Below are 18,692 nucleotides of genomic sequence, written 5' to 3' on the forward strand. Positions count from 1 at the left end.
GGGCATTACGGTGGATCATGAAGACCTCTTAGTCGTTGGCTGTGTGTGGTAACCACCAACCTAAGAGGTCTTCACCTATTCACGATGTAACCAACGTCCTGACTCAGTACACCTAGGCGCCGCAGATGCAGGTCGATATGTGACGGTGGTCGAGGACGCCTGCGCAGGCCAAAGCGACGCTGCCCATGATCAGGCGCTAAACCTCATGGAACTGCTTTCCCCGATGATCAGGGTCGTCAAAAGCGATACCGTCCGTATTTGACTGCCTTAAGTGAATCTGGGGGCAAAATGCGGCGGACGGAGAGCATGAGTCGAGGTAAACGCTTGGTTGGCCTTGCGGCGCGGCCTGCGCCCGGACACCAGAGCCCGGGCGCAGGCCCAGGGCGCCCCCTAAATCTCGGAGCTAACCGCGGAAGCAACCCGGTTGCGTGGACGTGGCCGGGCCAGAACACGGGTATCGGCATTGCGCCGCTCACCCACGGTGTTCTCGATGCTGCCGATGCCTTCCACGCTCATGCGGACCACGTCGCCGGTCTTCAGCGGCGGGGGAGTCTGTGAGCCGTTCCGCCCCCACAGCTCCGCGAGGCAACCGCTGCCGCACGTGCCGGAGCCCAGCACATCGCCCGGGCGCACCACGGAATCCTGCGAGGCGTACGCCACCAGCTCGGCGAAGGGCCAGCCCATGTTGGACAGCAGGTCCTGGCCGATGACTTCGCCGTTGACTTCCACGGCCATGGAGATCGGCAGGAACCCCTCGGCATCGTGCCGGCCTTCGAACTCGTCAGCGGTGACAATCCAGGGACCCAGCGTATTGGCGAAGTCCTTGCCCTTGCAGGGGCCCAGGCTGACCTTCATCTCCCGGCGCTGCAGGTCCCGCGCCGACCAGTCGTTGAGCACGGTGTAGCCGAAAATGTGCCTGTGCGCCTCCGCTGCAGTCAGGTTCCGGCCGTCGCTTTCGGGGACGCGCCCGACCACGGCGGCGACTTCGGTTTCAAAATCAAGGTCCTCGCAGCCCGCCGGAATGCCAATCAGCTCACCGGTGCCGGTCACCGTATGGGGGTTCGTGAAGTAGAACGTGGGTGCCTCGTACCATTCGGGCACCACCCCGGCCACGCCGTCGATGCTTTTCCGCACGCCTTCGACGTGTTCCTCGAAGGCCACAAAGTCCCGGATGGTGGCGGGAACCAATGGGGCGACTAACTGCACGTCGGCCAGCGGAACGGCCGGGCCCGAACCGATGGTCTGCCGGGCTAGACCCAGCGTTTCTTCCAGCCCGGCATCCAAGAGGGTCTGGACACTCTGGCCTGCGGGCAGGGCGTAGCAGGTTCCGCCTTCCACGAAGCCGGACTGCGTCCCGCCGTCGTGGTTCCAGCGTGCGATCTTGACCATGAAAATTCTTCCTTAGGCTGTGGGGCGGGCGGCGAGGGCTGAGGCGGGCGTGATGCCCAGGGCAGCGGCGTTGTGCGCCAGCACCCTGGCCTCGTCCGCGGGGGGAAGCAGTGCCTCGATAACCTCCGCCACGGGGCGGTCGGAGCCCATGTCGAACGGGTAGTCCGAGCCGAGCAGCACCTGTTCCGGGCCAGCTGCAGCCACGAGGGCACGCAGCTCAGCCGGGTTGTGGACCAGCGAATCGAAGTACAGCTTCTTCAGATACGACGACGGCGGCTGGGCGCAGCCGTGTGCCTCCGGCCGGACCCGCCAGGCGTGGTCGGAACGGCCCAGGCTGGTGGGAAGGTAGCCGCCGCCGTGCGCTGCCAGAACCTTGAGGTCCGGGTGCCGGTCCAGGACCCCGCTGAAAATCAGATGAGACAGGGCCACCGCGTTCTCGGCTGGCTGGGAGACGGTGTTGGCGAGGTAGAAGCGGTCCAGCCGCTCATCCAGCGAGCAGCCGAACGGGTGCAGGAACACCAGGGCGCCCAGCTCCTCGGCCCGGCGCCAAAACGGTTCCAGCCGGGCGTCGGAAAGCTCAACCGTGCTGCGGTCAGGATCGCCGGGAGTGGCGGCGAACGAGCCGATTTCCACGCCAAGCAGCCCGCACTCCAGGATGGCGTGTTCCAGGGCTTCCACCATCAAGGCCGGGTGCTGGAGCGGGACCAGGCCCAGTCCGTTGAGCCGCTCCGGCGCGCGGTCCACGAACTCCCGCACTGCCTGGTTGGCGGACCTGGCCACCTGCAGGGCCAGCTCGTCTGGGGCGAAGTAGTAGAAGTGCGACGGCGACGGCGAGACCAGCTGGACATCCACGCCCTGGGCATCCATGTCCGCCAGGCGGCGGTCCAGGTCCGTCAGCTGCGGCCAGCGCTCCTTGATCATCTTGCCGGACGCGGCCATGGACTCGCGTCCGTTGCGGCGCACTTCCAGGGCCTGCTGGGCACCGAACCCCTCGGGATCAGCCTCGGCCACCAACTGCTGCAGGGCCGGAAGCAGGATGTGAGCGTGGACATCCACGGTGGGGCCGGACGCGCTCACGCCGATTCCTTCAAAATGACGAACGTCCGGAGCTGTAAATCTACTGACATCTGGAACTCCTTCGTATACAAGGCAAATTTGTGTTTGTGCGAGCTAGCTCTTGTGGCTTGGGTCAACGCAACGCGATCGGGTTGACGGGTGATCCGACCGCGCCGGTGATGGGCAGCGGCGCTGCAGTGAGCAGGAAGTCGTACCTTCCGTCGGCCGCGCAGGCTTCCGCGAGGCCGTCCGGGTCCCACATCTCGCCCAGAAACAGCCCGAGGTTGGGAATCGCGACCTGGTGTAGCGGCTGAAAGGCGCCGTCGAACTCGTTGGGACGGACCTCGAAGCCCCAGGTGTCGGTGGCGATCCCGGCGATCTCGCTGCGGTGCAGCCAGGGTGCGGCGCTGAACGACAACCCGGGCGCTGACCCGCCGGCGTAATCGCCCCAGCCGTCGCGGCGGACCCTCGTATGCTGGCCGGTGCGGATCACCACGATGTCGCCCCGGCCCACCTTTGAGCTGGGCCCCTGCAGTTCAATGGTCCGCTCGAGATGTTCCGGGGTGATGGCGAAGCCGTCTGGAAGCTCGCCATCGTCCCTGCCAAGCTCGGGTCCAAGCGCTCGGCCAACGTCCAGCAGGACCCCCCGGGTGACGATCTTCGCCGCGGCGGTTTCGATGCCGGTGACCAGGTCGCCTTCGGAAGTGACCACGTCCCCGGCGGCGCGGCCGTTCCAGGCTTTGCCCTGGTCGAAGATATGGCCCAGGCCGTCCCACTGGGTGGAGCACTGCAGCGGCATGGCAATGACGTCATCAGCGCCGCCGAAGCCGTGCGGGAATCCCTGGTTGCCGCGTTCGGCGTCCACGCCGGTGTCGGTCATGGTGTGGACGGGGTTAGTGCGGCGGCGCCAGCCCTTCTGCGGCCCGTTGGTGTCGAACGGCTGGGACAGCGAGAAGGCCTCGCCCGTTTTCACAAGGGCTGCGGCTTCGATGCGCTTGGCCGCGTCGATGAAGTTCAAGGTTCCCAAAACGTCATCGTCTCCCCAGCGGCCCCAGTTGTTGTGGGCCTCGGCCATGGCCCGGATGCTGCCGAGCGGGTCCTCCCGCCGGATCACCGGGGAACCGGTGCTGGCCGATTCCCCGGTGTAGGTGGCGGTTGAAGCGGTGTCCTGGGCGGTCACGGCTGGCTGCCATTTGTTTGAACTTCGTCCCTGCAATGGATGAGCTGGGTGCCCAGGCCCGTAATGGTGCCTTCCATGACGTCGCCGTCCTGGAGCAGCCGGCCCCAGTGCTGTCCGTTGCCTGCGGGGCTTCCGGTGAGGACCAGGTCGCCGGGGCGAAGCGGCATGATTTGGGAGGCTTCGCTGACCAGCTTGGCGACGTCGAAGATCATGTCCTGGGTGGATTCGTCCTGCATGGCCTTGCCGTTGAGTTTCAGCGTCACCTGGACGTCCTGAGGGTTCCCGAAGAACTTGGCCGGAACCAGCAGTGGTCCGGTGGGCAGGAAGCCGGGGGCGTTCTTGGCGCGGTACCAATCCGAGCCGATGGCGGGCATGTCCTTCCGGAAGACGTACTCACGGGTGGTGATGTCGTTAACCATGGTGTAGCCGAACACGTATTCCAGGGCTTCCTCGGGGGTGACCCGGAAGGCCGTCCTGCCGATGACTGCTGCCAGTTCCAGCTCCCAGTCATGGGACTTGCTGTAGGAGGGCAGGGTGAGGTCGTCAGTGGCGGACGCGATCGCCGTCGGGAGCCCGATGAAGAAGTACGGGGTGCCCTGGCCTGCCCGTTTGTCCATCATCGCAGCGGTCCGGTCCCGGACTTCGTCCTCGTCCTGGCCCGGCTCGCGGTGGGCTGCGGCGAGGTCGATCACGTGCTTGCGGTAGTTCGCGCCGGTCTGCAGGACCTGAGCCGGTTCCACCGGGGCGAGAACCTCGACGTCGGGCAGCGCCAGGCCAGCACGCTCACCGGCGGAAGCGGCGATGGCATCAAGTTGGCACTCTGTAATGTCCCAGTGCTCGATGAGGGAATTGATCTCCTCATTCAGCGGTACGACGCGACCGCCAACCAGCAGGCCTGTCCGGGCCTTCGTGTCATCGGGCTCGTGGAAGCGGATGAGTGCATACGTTGCGTCAGACATGTCCTAGCCCCGGCCCTGCTTGGCGTAAGGGTTCAGCAGGGCTTCCTTCATTGCGGTAGAGGCGCCTTCTTCGGTGGCGGTGAAGCCCTCGGCAGGAGGGAAGGATTCTGTCATGGAATGCGGCATGGCGCCGTTCTTGTAGAAGTTGTTGGAACCTTCGGACGGCCTCCAGGTGTTAGCTTCCCAGTCCGGGACGTAGTTGCGGTAGCCGCCGGAGTTGAGCTCGACGCGCAGGCCGGAAGGATCGCGGAAATACAGGAAGTTCTGTTCGCCCACGCCGTGGATGGAGGGGCCGTATTCCATGGCGGTGCCGTTTTCCATCATGACGTCAGCGGTGCGCAGCAGGTCCTCGGTGGCGTCCACCCAGAAGGCGATGTGGTTGACGCGGCCGGCGCGGTTGGAGGTGTCCAGGACCACGCCGAGGTCGTGGGACTTCTCGTTGGTGGTGAGGACGGAGAAGACGGTGATGGGGGCTTCGTCCAGGTCCACGAATGCCATGGCGCGAAAGCCCAGGGCCTCGGTGTACCACTTGGCGAAGCCGCGGACGTCGGAGGAGGCCACGGTGACGTGGTCCAGGAAGCGGGGCGCTGCGGCGTGGCTGCTGCGGCGTTCCGGACGGTCCGGGTAGGTGGATTCAAAACCGGGCTCAGCGACGAACTTGTCCACGTCGTAGAAGAGGCGCATGTGGTGGCCATAAGGGCCAGTGAATTCATAGGCCTTGCCGTAGCCGTGGCCGCCTGCGGTCCAGGTGCCCTGGACGCCGGTTGCCTCCACCCGGGCTGCTGCGGCTTCGAGGGCGGCCTGGGAGTTGGTGCGCCAGGCCATGCGGCCCAAGGATGCTTCCGGTCCTTCGGTAATGATCAGGCTGTAGCGGTAGTAGTCGCCCCAGCAGCGCAGGTAGACGTTGCCGTCCACCCGGTCGATGATGCGCATGCCGAACTTTTCCTCGTAGAACCGTGCCGAGGCTTCGACGTCCGGCGTGGTGATTTCGAGGTGGGCAAGATGGGAGAGGGGAGTTTCCACGCTGATTTCCTTCTTGGTGTTGGCTGCTATCGGTTTATTGCAGGTCCGAGTAACCACTTTGAAGGAGCTCAACACCCCTGGGGAAGCGCAGTTTTCCTATAGCCGCCATCAACCTCACAAATAGTGGGACGGTCATCCCGATCCTGCCCCTGCGCCGCAGCCCACGGTCGCTAAATGGAGGCTGCCCATAGCGAGTGAAAATGCCGGGTATCGAATTTTCCTATTTCCGCCCATCGTCGGCAGATGGCTAGGTTGAGGTGACGATGCCTGGCCGTCGCGGGCTGACTCGACAGCCAAAAGGCGCCGAAAGGAAACTCATGCATCCCCGAACAAAAAGCCGTAGGTCTGCACAAGACCAGCAAGAAACTGTGGATGAAGGCGACTGTCGTCCGTCCCCAGGCATGCTGGAAGTGACTGCCGCCGATGGATCTGACCTGCGTGGCGATCTCGGCAACGCCGTCGTCGTCGTCTCCCGGGCCGCCGACGAGCACCGCACTGGCATCCTGATCTCGCGTATTGGTACGGACCGCTACATCGTGCGCGCGCATCCGGCAGTTCCTTATGGATTAATCCGGGAGTCCTATTCTTGAGGTCCGAGCTGTTCCGTTCTTAGGTATCCGCCTATTTGCGACCGGGAGCACAGAATGGCCTCGGCGCATAGAGCGCCGAGGCCATTCAGTTCATAGGTTTCCGAATAGGACCGGTGGCTTAATAGGACTCGACGTGGGCCCGTACGTGGCTTCCGTCGGCGCTCAACCAGCCTTTGCCGGCGGCGTAGACCAGCATATTGGCGAATCGGTAGTTCCACCCCATGCCAATCCTGCCGGCGCATTCGCCACGGATCCAATCGACCGATACCAGGACATCCTGATCGTCGAGCCTCCCAGCCGAGGCCGACTCGAGCAGGGCGGGGAAGCTGTCCTTCGCCTCGTCCGACAGCAGGACTTTGAAGGTGGTGCAATCATCGGGTTCATCCAAAGCTACTGACCCGGGGCTGACGCGAATGTGCACGGGATTCTCCTTCAATCAACTGTTTCATTGCTGATTTCCACTATGCCGATAGGTGGGAAGGGTCCGGAAGACGAGCTTTTGGATAGCCGGTATTGCCCAAAGCTATGCCGGGAGGATCAAGCCCCGTCGGCGTCCTCCAGTCCGGCCATGAGATAGGACGCGACCATGCCGGCGAGTTTCTCGGCGATCTCTGACCATTCCAGGCTGCCGCTGCCTTCCATGGTGCTGCCGAGGCCCAGCCTGCGCGCAATCACGCTGTAGGCCACGTTGAAGCACCAGTCGATCTCGTCCTGGCCGAGGAAGCCGCCGGGCCACTTGCGCAGCACCTCCGCGAAATGGGCCGCGAGGGCGGCATGCGACGCGGCACCCCGACGCGAAATGGTTTCATCGTGCGTGGCGCGCAGCATGAACGGGCGGAGGATGTCCGCGTACCGGCGAAGGACCTCGATGGTCCGGTCCACGGCTTCCCGCGCCACGGAGTCCAGCCCGGCTTCCGGAAGCATGGGCAGCGCCTCGAAGAGATGGCTCGAGACGGCGTCGATGTCGTCCATCTTGCGTCCGTGGGCGACGCGGAGGAGCTCGTCCTTGCCTTCGAAGCGTGCGTAGATGGAGCCGATGGACACGCCGGAACGCGCACTGACGTCGGCCAGCGTGAACTCGTCGCTGCCCCGGTCCTGAAGCAGGGCCAGGGCCGCCTCGATCGTTTTTTCAAACGACTGGCGGCTCCTGGCCTGCTTTGGCTCGCGGGATTTGGTCTCCGGAAGCGTCACAACGCGATCCTACAGAGGATTCCGTCATCGGCGGCGTTCCGCGCCACACGCAGCTCCCACTCTCCGGACGGGGTCACCCAGTGCGCCGCCGAAGCGTCCCAGCGCCGGAAGCCGAGTGGATCCAAGACAATCCGTGCCTCAACAATGGCGCCGGCGGCCACATCAACAGCAGTGAAACCCATGAGCCGGAACCCGGTTTCGCCGGTGACCCTACCGTAGACCTGGATGACGTCCCGGCCTGCAGATTCACCGGCATTCCGCACAGTCGCCCGGACCAAAGCACCCTCTACGCCGTCTGCCGGGTCGCCACTCTGCAGTCCTGTACGTGACGACACGGCGTTCACGAGCGTGAACTTCGTGTATCCCAGGCCGTAGCCGAACGGGTAGCGCGGTGCCCGGTCCGTTGCCTGGTAGTGCCGGTAACCCATGGGCTCGCTGGCCTCGTACTCCAGGGTGAGCTCAGCGTCCAGGCCATGCCCCCAACCGGGGATGTCCTCGTCCCGTTCGGGGAAGGACACCGGGAGCCGGCCGGACGGTGCGGTGAGGCCGGTGAGAACAGACGCGAGTGCCCGCCCGAATTCCTGTCCCGGGAACCAAGCCATCAGCACGGCCTTGACGTCGTCCGCCCACGGCAGCAGCACGGCGCGGGAGGCGTTGACCACCACCACGGTCTCCGTATTGACCGCGGCCACGGCGGCAACCAAGCGGTCGCACGCAGGGTCGAGGGCCGCCGTCGTACGGTCTGCGCTTTCACGGGAGGAGCCCTGCTCGTCGCCGACCACCACAATGACGGCGTCCGCGCGGGCCGCGAGGGCCACCGCGTCTGTCAGGGGATCGGATGACTGCCCGGGGGCCGCAACTGCCGTGATGGCCTGGACCCTGCCGGGCTGGAAAGCCATCTCGACCACCACCTCGACTTCGCCGGCTGGCAGGTCGAGGGTGATCTGCTGGGTGTCCGCGCGTGCGACGACACCCATGACATCATCCGGGGCCGGAGGCGGAACCTCCAGCACCCGCTTGCCGTCCACGCTGAGCGAGCTGACGCCGGTGCCGCCTGCTCCGAACTCCCAGCGCGCAGCCGCCTCCAGTGTCAGCCGCGCCGTGATGCGCGCCCGCCCCGGTGCGTCGGCGCCGAGCCCGGGAACGGGACCGAACCACACGAACGAGGACGCCTGCCGGACCTCGCTGTACAGGACATCGTCCGTGCCATTGTCCGCAGCTGGGGAGAGGACTTCCAAGAGCACGCCGTGCGTGCCATCGGGTGCGGTGCTGCCCATTTCAGTCAGTGACATCGCCGACGACGGCACGGCCCCCGGCGCGTATAGGACTTCGACATCCGGACCGACGGCTTCCCGGATGGCTTCGAGTGGCGTCACCAGCGCCCCTTCCGGCCGGACGGTGGCGAACGTTCCGCCCTGGAAGCACGGCTTCGCGGCATTTGGACCTACGACAGCCAAGGTCTTGATCCGGGCCGGATCCAGCGGCAGCAGGTTGTCCCGGTTCTCCAGCAGCACGAACGATGCCGCCGCCGCCTTGCAAAGGACATCCCGCTGCTCCCTTGGAGACCGGAGAAAGGCAGGTACGGGGGCGGTGCCGCTGGTCCGCCGCCCGGCCCTGTCGGCAAGCCGGGTGAGGCGTTCAACGGCGTCATGCAGCCGCGGTTCGGGAACCTCACCGGCAGTGACGGCGTCCGCGAAGCGTGCACCAAGATACCTGGCCGGACCCGGCATCTCCAGGTCCAGTCCGGCATTTGCTGCTCCAACGGTATCGTCCACGCCGAACCAGTCTGACACCACAACGCCGTCGTACTTCCAGTCATTCTTCAGGATGCCGATCAGCTCCGCGTGCTGCGCGCAATGCGTCCCGTTGACCCGGTTGTACGCCATCAGGAGCATCCACGGGTTTGCTGAACGTACCGCCGTTTCGAATGGCCGAAGGTACGTTTCACGCAGGGTTCCCGGCTCAACCCGGGAGTTCATCCTGCGTCGTTCGGTCTCCGTGTCGTTGGCCACCACGTGCTTGGCGCAGGACCCCACACCCTGGGACTGAACGCCCTCCACCCACGCGGCACCAAGCACCCCGGTGAGGTAGGGATCCTCCGAAAACATTTCGAAAGCCCGGCCCGAGAGCGGAGACCGCGGCAGATTCAAGTTCGGACCCAAGACGACGGACACGCCCCGCTCGCCGCCCTGTTGGCCGACCAGCTGGCCGATTTCCGAGACCAGTGCCGGATTCCAGGTGGCGGCCAACGCAGTCCCGGAAGGCATAATGAGGGAAGTGTCCCGCTCATCCATGGCTTTACTGACGAGGCCCAACGGACCGTCCAGTAGCACCATTTCCTCCACGCCCGCCTCTTTACTAGCGGTCGTGCTCCAGCCGTTGAGGCCGCCCGTAAGTTCAGCGCCCGTGATGTCGGGACCAGTCTTTGGGGCGTTTCCCACGCCAGTATCTGTCGCCGGGCCAGCCGTCACAGGGCAGCGACCTTCTCGCCGATGACCTCGCCAGCAACGTCGGACGAGCGGAGCAGTGGCAGGACTCGCTCGGAGAAGAGGCGCATGGACTGTTCGGTGAAACGGCGGCGCTCTTCTGTGAGCGGACCTCCCATAAGGGCGAGAAGGACGTTCCCAATACCCAGATCGGCGTACTTCTGAAGTTCTGCTGCCACGGTCTCCGGGCTGCCGTGCAGGCACCAAGTGCCTTTGTAGCCCTCCGTCCGGGCATCCGGGGCCGGGCGGAGGTTCACGCCACTGATGGCTTCGGCGGCCTTGTTTGCGGCATGCTCGCGCTCTACAGCTTGCTGGTACTGCTCAAGGATAATGTCCAATTCGGCGGCGGCTTGCTCGTCGGTTTCGGCGATGTGCACGTGCTGGTAGGAGTGGGTGGTCCACTCCAGGGCCGCCTTGACTGCCTCTTCCGAGTGGCCGGCCGCTTCCAGGGCGTTGCGGTACGTGGTGAAGTTTTTCTTGACTTCTTCGTAGGCATTGCCGCTGTCGATGATCGGGGGCGTGAACGCCAGGATGAACGCTGGTTGGGCCTTCTTTGCTGCGCGCTCAACGCTGGAGGGCCGGGACGCGACCGACATAACGCGTGGTTCCGGCTTCGTGTACGGGGCCGGAACAATCCGGGACACCACGGCGCCGCGATAGTGGCCGTTGTCGAAGGCAACAGGCTCGTCACCGGGCTTCTTGGCCCACAGCCGTTCGGCAATCTCAAGGTTTTCGTTGGCGAGGCGCGAGCTGTCCTGGAACTTCACCCCAAAGCCGATCATTTCTTCCGGAGTGGTGCCGCTGCCAACGCCCACCAGCAACTTCCCGTCCGTCAGCTGGTCCAGCAGGGCCAGCCTCTCGGCGAAGCGGACGGGGTGGTGCAGGGCTAGGGTTTGGACGGAGAAACCGAAGTGCATCCGTTCCAGCTTCCCGGCAAGGTAGGCGGCAAAAACAAAAGGATCGCTGGCCGGAGGAGCGTAGCCGGTGAAGTGGTGGTCGGGGAGGAAGACGGCGTCAAAGCCCTTCTGCTCGGCGTCCACGGCGTGCTCCACCATGGCCTTCATGACCGGGCGGTCTTCTTCGGGGCTGCTGGAACGGGAAGTGAGGAACAGCGAAAAATGCATGGGAACTCCTGGAAGTGGTATGTGAAAGGTTGTGGCGCCAATGAGTGCTAGGCCAGTTGCTGCGTGGCAGTGGCGTCGTCGTTGCCCTCATGGCTGGTGGAAATGGACGCGCTGGGCGAAACGGGTTCGATTTGGGCGGCAGCTTTGGCGACGAGTCGCCGGAACCATTGGTGACCCGGGTCGCCGGACTTCGACGGGTGCCACCAGGCGCACTCCACCAGCGTGGGGAGGCTGATAGGCAACTGCATGATCCGGACACCGGCTACGGCGGCAAGCAAACGGGCCAGGCGTTCCTGCACCAGGGCCAGTCGGTCCGTGCCCGCCACAGCAAAAGGAAGCATCAAGAACGTATCGACGATCACATCGGTCTTTTCGCCCAACTGGAGATCGTAGACCCTGCGGTCGGCAAGGGTGGAAGCCACCTCGGCCCCGAAGAGCCTGGCCCACCGTGCGTCCCGCATCTCTTCTATGGTCAGCGTGCGCTCGGGTGAGTCGGCTCCCGTAACGCACACCCAGTTGTCGGTAAACAGTTCGGTGTGCGGGAACCCGGAGAAGTGTCCCTTGGGTATGAGCATCAGGTCTGCGTTCTGCAGCGTCTCCTTGATTCGTTCGACCGCCAAAGGCGTGACTGCATCAAAGTGGACCTGCACCCCGGGAGCCTCCTCCTGGAGCATGGCCATCAGTTTTCCGGACAATGCGGTTAGGCAGTAGTCGGACGTGATAACGCGGAAACTCCTTGTTGAGGACGCCGGATCAAAGACTGCCTGAGCGTCAAACGTGCGTTCCACGAGACGCAGGATGTCGGAGACATCCTCCTTGAGGACCTGGGCCAGCGGGGTCAATTCGTAAGCCGAACCGACTCGGGTCAGCAACTCATCGTCGAACTGCCTGCGCAATCTTTGCAGGGACGAGCTCATGGCAGGCTGGCTGATACCAATCCGCGCACCGGCGCGCGTGACGTTCCGCTCGATGAGCAAAGCGTCCAGCGCCACGAGTAGGTTGAGGTCGGCTGTCAGCAGGTTGACCATGTTCTTCTCCACATTGAGGGGATGGCAGCCGCAGATAATTACCGTTGGCTCAAATTCGAATTAGAATACTGATACTAATTATGGATCAGGACACCAGCAGGGTCAATGACTTGCGTGGCTCCTGCCCTGCTTATCGCGGAGGCCGGCCTCCAATCCCTTCAGTGATGGCACCGGCGGCCGCCACCAGTCGGTCCCGGCATTCCGCCAGTCGTGCAGTGGATTCCGCACCAGAGAAGCCGTTGAGGGTCAGCGTGACGGCCACCTGGCCGTTCACATCGAAGACCGGGGCGTGGAGGGATGTGACGCCGGCAGGGTCATCGATCGACGCCGGCCCCGACGACGCGGTGCGTTCCAGCAGCTTGGGGAGTACGCCGCTGAGATCCGGGGCAGCGGTATCACTGGGCACCACAACCATGCGTTCAAATTCAGCCGCAGTCGCTGCTCCTGCCGACACGGCGTAGCCCGTTTCGCGGACCTGCTGCAGTTCGGCATGGGCAACGTCGGGATCAACATGGCCGACAACGTTGCGGGCGTTGGCGATCCAGCGGGACTCCGCCGGGTCCCCGGCCCATGCGACGTGCAGGGGAGCGAGGGGCGCCGCCAGACCGAAGGAAACACCTACCCGTGAGGGCGAACCGCTGGGGGAGCTGGCCATGCCTGCTGCGGTCAGGACCACGACGGAGTCATCCACCACGCCGCTGACCAGGACCTCAAGCTTGAGCTCCTCTGCGAGGGCCTCGATCTCGGGGCGGGCCGCGTCTGCTGCTTTGACGTGTCGGGTGAGGGCCGTTGCGGGGGAAATGATCGACGGAATGCTGAAGGAGCCGTAGCCGCCGCGGAGGAAGAGCAAAGGAAGTTCCTTTGAGGCCCCAACCCCAAGCGCCTTGACACGCCCGATGACGATGTCGTGGTCTCCAGCGCGGATCACGTTCTCGATGTCGCAGTCGATCCATGCGGCTGCTCCCTCAAGCCTGGGGCTGCCGGACGGAGTGTCGCCCCACTCGCTGGAGCTGAAACGGTCCTCGGCCTTGCGCGAGAATGCCCGGCAGACATCCTGCTGACCGGCGGTGAGCACATTCGCGCAAAAGGAGCCGGCTGCCTGGATTTTGGGCCAGCTGGTGGAACGGACATCGGGCATGAACGCCACCAGCGGCGGGTCAAGGGAAACCGAGCTGAAGGTGCCCACCACCATGCCGGCAGATTCGGATCCGTCGGGTGCTGCGGTGATGAGTGTGACGCCGGTGGGGTACTGGCCCAGGACGTAGCGGAACCAGGCCGCGTTGTCGGGACTCGTCTCTTGGGATTCAGCAGTGGAAGCGGGGATGATCTGTGTCATCGGGAGCTCTCCTCTTCGTTGAGTTTTCATCCAGTAAACGCGTCGAACGGGAGCCGCGGAAATCGTTCCAAGGTATGCGCGCTATCGAAAATTCGGATGCTGCTTTCCCTCCCTGCACGCGGCCCCCGGTGATAGGTTCGACGGGACGCTGGGGCCTCACAGGGCCCGTCGGTCGGGGTGGACATTCCCCCGGACGCGCACCTGGCTGGCGTCGAGCCAGTCCGGCTGGCTAACCAGAACGAGGTTGCGGTGCGCCGTTCAAACTTGTCCCAAACCACGAATGCCCACGTCGAAACAGTTGATTCACCTCCGGACGCGTCTCCTTCGGAGACACCGGCCCCCGGCAGGACGCCTGCCGCGGGAGTCCGTATCGCACGGGTTTATACCGCCCTGCTCATCATCGTCTTGCTGGGAGCACTGGACCACACGATCGTGGCCACAGCATTGCCAACGGTGGTTGGTGAGCTGGATGGCGCCCGGCACATGGCCTGGGTCATAACCTCCTATACCTTGGCGATGACAGTGGCCATGCCCGTTTACGGGCGGCTGGGCGACAGGTTCGGCCGCCCCGCCCTGATGATGATCGCTCTGGTGATCTTCCTCGGAGCCTCCGTCCTGTGCGGCTTCGCACAGGACATGTTCCAGCTCTCGCTGTTCCGCGGCATCCAGGGTTTGGGCGGGGCCGGGATGGCAGTCCTGCCCGGCGCCATCATCGCCGATCTGGTGCCACCGCGGCAACGAGCCAAGTACGTCGGGCCGCTCGGATCCGTCTTTGGCATAGCGACAGTGGTCAGCCCGTTGGTGGGCGGGGCCATTACAGATACGGTCGGCTGGCGCTGGGTGTTCTGGATCAATCTCCCGGTCGGCGTGCTGGCTCTGGCCATGGCGTTCTCACTGCGCCGGGTGAAGTCCGTAAGGGGATCGGGCGGCGTGGATTGGCCGGGGACCGCCCTTATGGTCATTTTCACCTGCGCCTTGGTGGGGCTTGTTGCCCTGTCCACCGAACCGGGCATTCCGGCAGAACTCCTGTCGGGCCTGGGCGTGGCCGCAGCGGTGTTCGGCGTGCTCTTTGTTGTGGTTGAAATCCGCTCGAAGAATGCCCTGATACCGATGCGTATGTTCCGGAGCTGGCCTGTGGTCAACGCTGCGGGGCTGGGGCTGGTCATCGGTGCCGGCCTGTTCAGCGTGGTGGCCTATCTGCCGAGCTATGTGCAGATGGTCTATTCGACGTCGGCTTCAGTCGCTGGGCTCATTCTGTTGCCCCTGGTCCTCGGCATGATGGTGTCCAGCAACGTAAGCGGATGGATCGTCAGCCGCACCGGCAGGTACAAGATCTTTCCGCTCGCCGGTTCAGCCCTGGCCGCTGCGGTGGCAATCTGCCTTCGCTTCCTTCAGCCCGGAACGCCCTTGCCGGTGGTCGGTATCTTGCTTGCCCTTCTGGGCCTGGCCGTAGGCAGCTTTATGCAGCTCACGGTAGTAGTTGCCCAGAACGCCATGCCACATTCGGTGGTGGGCGGCGTGACAGCCTCGCTGGGCTACCTGCTGGAACTCGGGGTCACGGTTGGAACGGCCGTTTTCGGCGGTCTCTTCGCCACCCTGCTGGCGCAGGGAGCGGCCAACAACAGCCTGGGCCTCCCGTCGTCGGCGATCACGGACCCCGACGAGGCCCAACAGCTTTCCGCTGCACTCCAGTCCGGGGTGGCGGAGATCTACGCGGGAGCGTTCCTGCCCATCTTTTCCTTGCTTGCTGGCATTTTCGGTATCGGTGTGCTGCTATCCGTATTTATGCCGGAGCAGCGTCTCTCGGAGTCATCTCCGGGCGAATAGAAGGAACCAGGACGACTGCGGAGCCGGGGCCCACCCCGGCTCCGCAGTCTTGACATCTGGAAATCACCTCGGATAAGCGGTCAGCCGTATGGGGCCGTGAAGACCGGCAGGGAGAACCTCGGCGTTGGCCTCAAAGATTGTGGCACCCGGACGCGTGTGGTCGCCGCCGGCCATCCGGTTCCACCACGCATTGGTCACCGCGATTTCCAGCGCGTTCGCGCCGGGGCGGACGGTATCAGTGATGTCGATCCGGAAAGGATACGTCCACACGGTGCCCACGATGTGGCCATTCAGTCGGACCTCGGCAAGGTCGCTCACGTCGCCCAGATCCAGAACCAAGCGTCGATCCGCCCCCAAAAGTGGAGCATCGGCGTGGAACGTGTGCCCATACGTTGCAGTCCCGGAGAAGTACCTCACATCGGGTGCGTGGGCGTCCGCCCCCGGCCCGCTCCACGGCGCCGGGGCACTTAGGGTCAGCGGAGGCGGCGACTGGTTATCGCCGTCGAACGTGACGACCCAAGGTCCCTCCAGCGTGACTTCCGCCGTGGCAGGCCGCTGCAGACTGCCCAAAGGACCAGCCGCGTCGTCAGCAGTCCCTGCGCCGTCATGTCGCAGGAGAATGAACGCCGATCCGAACGGCTCCAGCCGAAACTCGACGGCGGTCCGCCCGGCTTCGGTGCACATGCCGGCTGTGGACCGGGAGGCCTGGACCGGGTCCCATACCTCCGCGGAAGCTGCCTCGCCCCTGAACGTCGCAGTGATTTTCTCGGGCCGTTCTAGCTGGTTGCTGACGAAGTACAGGTCCGCTCCATCGAGGCGGCGGTGGATAACGGGCAGGGTTGCCCCTTCGGATGCGGTAACAGCCCAGTCCGGCTCCACGTCCACCCTGGCGAGTGCGGCCGCCACGCCATCGGGCACCGGTACCCCCGCAAGGTCCAGCAAGCCGGGACGGCCATCCCAGAGGCTCTCGACGGCGGCGGCCCAGACGGTGGGGTTGTCGCTACGGGCGGGCGAGCTTTCAGGACGCCAACCCGCAACGGTGGCACCGGCGTCGAGCAGTTCGGAAATGCGTCCAACGGCGGCCAACGTCATTCACCGGCTGGAACCGCCGAGGTACAGCAACTGGTACCGCGTCCCGCCGGTGGTGAGAAGGTCGCCGTCGGGAGTGACCGCGACGTGGTTGAGCAGGCCGTCCAGGTTGATGAAGTCGAAGCCGTGGCCTTCGGGAACCTCCGGCGCCGAGTCGCCGAACACGCCGGTCACCGGAGCCTCTTCGCCGTAGAAATAGGCGACATCCGCCGCGTGGGTTCCCTGCTGCAGCAGGTGGCTGCAGCGGGCCATGTAGTCGAGCCATGGTTTGGCCGCGTGAGCCCAGGTTTCGTTCCTGGAAAAGGACTGGCCGAGGTACGGCGACAGGGTGATGCCGGGCTTTGGAACGGCATCCGGCTGGTGCGGGGAGGTGTGGATGTTGATCAGGTTGACGCCCAGCACAAACTCCATGTCCACGATCGGCTTGAGCTTCCGTGGTGTGAAGACGAACGGCTTCCCAAAGCCGCTCATGGACTCTGCGCCCGTGGCTGCCTTGCCATAGACGTGCGACACCGAGGCCGCACCGCGAAGATCGGCAACGTAGGTCGCCTGAGGGCCAGCTTCAGGTTCGTAGCACCACATGGCACCCATGGGAACGTCCGCGTGGGAGCGCATTTCAAGGTCGTCGCCCAGCTGTGGCCGGTGGTCCTCCAAGGCCTCCGCGTAGTAGGTCATGCCCCGTTCGCGGGCGATGCCTGCAATGGTTCCGTATTGGTTCTCGGCGAGGAGCTCGGAGATGGTCTTCCGGAGGTCCCAGAGGAAGGCGTTGCTCTCCTGGGCGTCGCCCACAATAACGCCGGTGACCGCGGGCAGCCACGGCAGCAGATCGTAGCCGCGGCGCTCGCTGAATTCCTTCCGCATGGTGGCAGTCCAGTTCTGCGGCCCGGACTCGATGCTGTCGCTGAGCAGGGCCGATACGCCCTCAGTGCCAAGGAGCTCTGTGCCGAGGGCATCCTCGAGGAAGCCCAAGTATTGCTCCAAGTACTCTGAGACCAGGCCGGCGTCGAGCTTGTCCACCTCCAGACCGGTGGCGTCGACGGGGGCCGGAGCGTTGAGGTGCCCGGTCAGGGAGTGTCCAAACCTGAGAACCGTCCACTCGCCATCGTCGGGCTTCCAGTCCAGAATTCCGTCCGGGCGGAGAAGGCCAGTGACGTCAATGATGTCCTGCGGCCGGACAGCGTCGGAAGCCGGGCTTGGGCCGCCGTCGAGCGCGTAAAAGTCAGGTACGGGCGCAAAGCCAGCCTTTTCTTCCGCCCGGTGGATCCGTGTTCCGGAGAAGAGCTGCAGCGCAGAGACGTTAAACGTCGGGATGCGTCCCGGGGGCGCAGGGAACCCGAGCGGTTTGACCCCGCGCGTTACAGGAAAGGTCCCCGCGGTTCCGGCCTCCAGCACCAGCCGGAAGCACCGTGCTGTGACGGCGGGAAAGCTCGCCGAGCGAACCGGTGAGGACGACGCCGGGGGATCAACGACGGTGCTGAACATAACGCCGTCGTCACTTGATTCGAGACGTGCCCGGGGAGCAGGGGGCGCACCGAATCCGTGCTGCGCGGGCAACCCGACGCGGACCGACGAAACCGTGGTTGGCCCGTCGAAGTCAGCCAGGAGCCAACCGGTTTGTCCGTCAGACTGAAGTTCAGCTGGAGGCCAGAAGCGGCCGTCCGCGAGCGACTCCAGCGTCCGCCCTCCAGAGGAGGGTCGGCCGGTACTTATTTGTTCCGGTTCAAGGGGAAGGTGGCCGTCCCGCCGCGGAAATGCCACCACGGCGACGTCGTCATAATGGTCCGGCACGCCGACAGGATCCTTCCGGATTGCCGCGAACGGCACGTCCTGATAGGGACCGGACGACGACGGCGGTGCTGGCACGGTGACCGGCTCGGCCTGGCCGGCGGTCACCTGCGCGGCGCTCCACACGAGCTTCTTCATCCCGGCAGCGGGGCGCACCCACGGTCCGCCGGTAGCACTCCAGCCCGCCGACGTTGCGACGGCAAGCTCGAGGCCAAGCCTGTCCGCTGTGGTGGCCGCGTGCTTCATCGCAGACTGCCATGCGGGGGAGCGGAAAGCAACCTGTTCTTGTGTGTACTGCGGGGTGCCCATCGACCCCGTGAATGCCTGGACGCCGCCCGCGCCCGAGGCGGCCATCCATTCGAGGTCCTTCGTGATTCCCGCTTCATCCACGTTCCGTCCATCCAGTGCCACCAGGCACGGGGCCTCGCGGACTGGGGCGGGTTGACGAAACTACTGAACAACAACCCTCCGACTGGGGAATGCGGGGGCGTGGCGTCATTGGACACAGGATCGTCCTTCGGGCAGGGAGACGGCAGCCGCCGCCGGAACTTGTTTCACCTTAGGACGTGAGCAAAACACATGGGGGAAAACGGCCATCCGGAGAGAAGATGGTGAGCATAGGGGATAAC

The 18,692-nt window shown here is 64.7% G+C and carries 14 protein-coding genes and 1 pseudogene; 2 read left to right on the forward strand and 13 right to left on the reverse strand.

Annotated elements, in window-relative coordinates; genetic code table 11:
• Nucleotides 1-390: 390 nt before the first annotated feature.
• From ABFP37_RS20405 to ABFP37_RS20425, 5 genes are all read right to left on the reverse strand, one after another.
• Nucleotides 391-1,389: a fumarylacetoacetate hydrolase family protein gene (locus ABFP37_RS20405; protein WP_347034743.1), complete on the reverse strand. Its 999-nt coding sequence runs from the start codon at nt 1,387-1,389 to the stop codon at nt 391-393.
• Nucleotides 1,390-1,401: 12 nt separating this feature from the next.
• On the reverse strand, nt 1,402-2,466 hold the full coding sequence (locus ABFP37_RS20410; RefSeq protein WP_347034744.1) for an amidohydrolase family protein: 1,065 nt from the start codon (nt 2,464-2,466) through the stop codon (nt 1,402-1,404).
• 112 nt (nt 2,467-2,578) lie between these two features.
• Nucleotides 2,579-3,625, reverse strand: a complete 1,047-nt coding sequence (locus tag ABFP37_RS20415; protein WP_347034745.1) for a cyclase family protein — start codon at nt 3,623-3,625, stop codon at nt 2,579-2,581.
• Nucleotides 3,622-4,584, reverse strand: coding sequence for a fumarylacetoacetate hydrolase family protein (locus ABFP37_RS20420; RefSeq protein ID WP_347034746.1), 963 nt, complete (start codon nt 4,582-4,584; stop codon nt 3,622-3,624). Before ABFP37_RS20420 ends, ABFP37_RS20415 begins: the two co-directional genes overlap by 4 nt.
• A gap of 3 nt (nt 4,585-4,587) precedes the next feature.
• Nucleotides 4,588-5,607, reverse strand: a complete 1,020-nt coding sequence (locus tag ABFP37_RS20425) for a VOC family protein (RefSeq protein ID WP_347034747.1) — start codon at nt 5,605-5,607, stop codon at nt 4,588-4,590.
• Nucleotides 5,608-5,975: 368 nt separating this feature from the next.
• On the opposite strand from ABFP37_RS20425, the gene ABFP37_RS20430 reads away from it, so the two are divergent.
• Nucleotides 5,976-6,197 carry a hypothetical protein gene (locus tag ABFP37_RS20430; RefSeq protein ID WP_347034748.1) on the forward strand — a complete coding sequence of 74 codons (222 nt, stop codon included), beginning with the start codon at nt 5,976-5,978 and terminating at the stop codon, nt 6,195-6,197.
• Nucleotides 6,198-6,315: 118 nt separating this feature from the next.
• Here the strand turns inward: ABFP37_RS20430 and ABFP37_RS20435 are convergent, their stop codons facing one another.
• The 6 genes from ABFP37_RS20435 to ABFP37_RS20460 form a co-directional block, all read right to left on the reverse strand.
• Nucleotides 6,316-6,618 carry a hypothetical protein gene (locus ABFP37_RS20435; RefSeq protein ID WP_347034749.1) on the reverse strand — a complete coding sequence of 101 codons (303 nt, stop codon included), beginning with the start codon at nt 6,616-6,618 and terminating at the stop codon, nt 6,316-6,318.
• A 116-nt stretch (nt 6,619-6,734) separates the two neighbouring features.
• Nucleotides 6,735-7,388: a helix-turn-helix domain-containing protein gene (locus tag ABFP37_RS20440; RefSeq protein ID WP_347034750.1), complete on the reverse strand. Its 654-nt coding sequence runs from the start codon at nt 7,386-7,388 to the stop codon at nt 6,735-6,737.
• Nucleotides 7,385-9,829, reverse strand: a complete 2,445-nt coding sequence (locus ABFP37_RS20445; protein ID WP_347034751.1) for a glycoside hydrolase family 3 C-terminal domain-containing protein — start codon at nt 9,827-9,829, stop codon at nt 7,385-7,387. The genes ABFP37_RS20440 and ABFP37_RS20445 overlap by 4 nt, the downstream gene beginning before the upstream one ends.
• A gap of 26 nt (nt 9,830-9,855) precedes the next feature.
• Nucleotides 9,856-10,998 carry an LLM class flavin-dependent oxidoreductase gene (locus ABFP37_RS20450; RefSeq protein ID WP_347034752.1) on the reverse strand — a complete coding sequence of 381 codons (1,143 nt, stop codon included), beginning with the start codon at nt 10,996-10,998 and terminating at the stop codon, nt 9,856-9,858.
• Nucleotides 10,999-11,045: 47 nt separating this feature from the next.
• On the reverse strand, nt 11,046-12,026 hold the full coding sequence (locus ABFP37_RS20455) for a LysR family transcriptional regulator (RefSeq protein WP_347034753.1): 981 nt from the start codon (nt 12,024-12,026) through the stop codon (nt 11,046-11,048).
• A gap of 130 nt (nt 12,027-12,156) precedes the next feature.
• Entirely contained in the window at nt 12,157-13,362 is a 1,206-nt protein-coding gene (locus tag ABFP37_RS20460; protein WP_347034754.1) for a flavin reductase family protein, read from the reverse strand.
• A gap of 249 nt (nt 13,363-13,611) precedes the next feature.
• Here ABFP37_RS20460 and ABFP37_RS20465 point away from each other — a divergent pair, with 249 nt between their 5' ends.
• Nucleotides 13,612-15,189, forward strand: a complete 1,578-nt coding sequence (locus ABFP37_RS20465; RefSeq protein WP_347034781.1) for an MFS transporter — start codon at nt 13,612-13,614, stop codon at nt 15,187-15,189.
• A 63-nt stretch (nt 15,190-15,252) separates the two neighbouring features.
• Here ABFP37_RS20465 and ABFP37_RS20470 read toward each other — a convergent pair whose 3' ends face one another.
• Complete coding sequence (locus ABFP37_RS20470; RefSeq protein WP_347034782.1) at nt 15,253-15,873, reverse strand: glycosylhydrolase-like jelly roll fold domain-containing protein; 621 nt, start codon at nt 15,871-15,873, stop codon at nt 15,253-15,255.
• 24 nt (nt 15,874-15,897) lie between these two features.
• Nucleotides 15,898-18,474: pseudogene (locus ABFP37_RS20475) on the reverse strand (glycosyl hydrolase); the annotation flags it as partial.
• Nucleotides 18,475-18,692 lie beyond the last annotated feature (218 nt).

Origin of the sequence: Burkholderia sp. RS01 (assembly GCF_039748055.1) — a bacterium.
Taxonomy (GTDB): domain Bacteria; phylum Actinomycetota; class Actinomycetes; order Actinomycetales; family Micrococcaceae; genus Arthrobacter.

Bases quoted from the DNA above. Each gene is read 5' to 3' on its own strand.
- ABFP37_RS20450 (WP_347034752.1), bottom strand. From the start codon at position 10,998: ATGCATTTTTCGCTGTTCCTCACTTCCCGTTCCAGCAGCCCCGAAGAA.
- ABFP37_RS20420 (WP_347034746.1), bottom strand. From the start codon at position 4,584: ATGTCTGACGCAACGTATGCACTCATCCGCTTCCACGAGCCCGATGAC.
- ABFP37_RS20460 (WP_347034754.1), bottom strand. From the start codon at position 13,362: ATGACACAGATCATCCCCGCTTCCACTGCTGAATCCCAAGAGACGAGT.
- ABFP37_RS20470 (WP_347034782.1), bottom strand. From the start codon at position 15,873: ATGTGCACCGAAGCCGGGCGGACCGCCGTCGAGTTTCGGCTGGAGCCG.
- ABFP37_RS20405 (WP_347034743.1), bottom strand. From the start codon at position 1,389: ATGGTCAAGATCGCACGCTGGAACCACGACGGCGGGACGCAGTCCGGC.
- ABFP37_RS20455 (WP_347034753.1), bottom strand. From the start codon at position 12,026: ATGGTCAACCTGCTGACAGCCGACCTCAACCTACTCGTGGCGCTGGAC.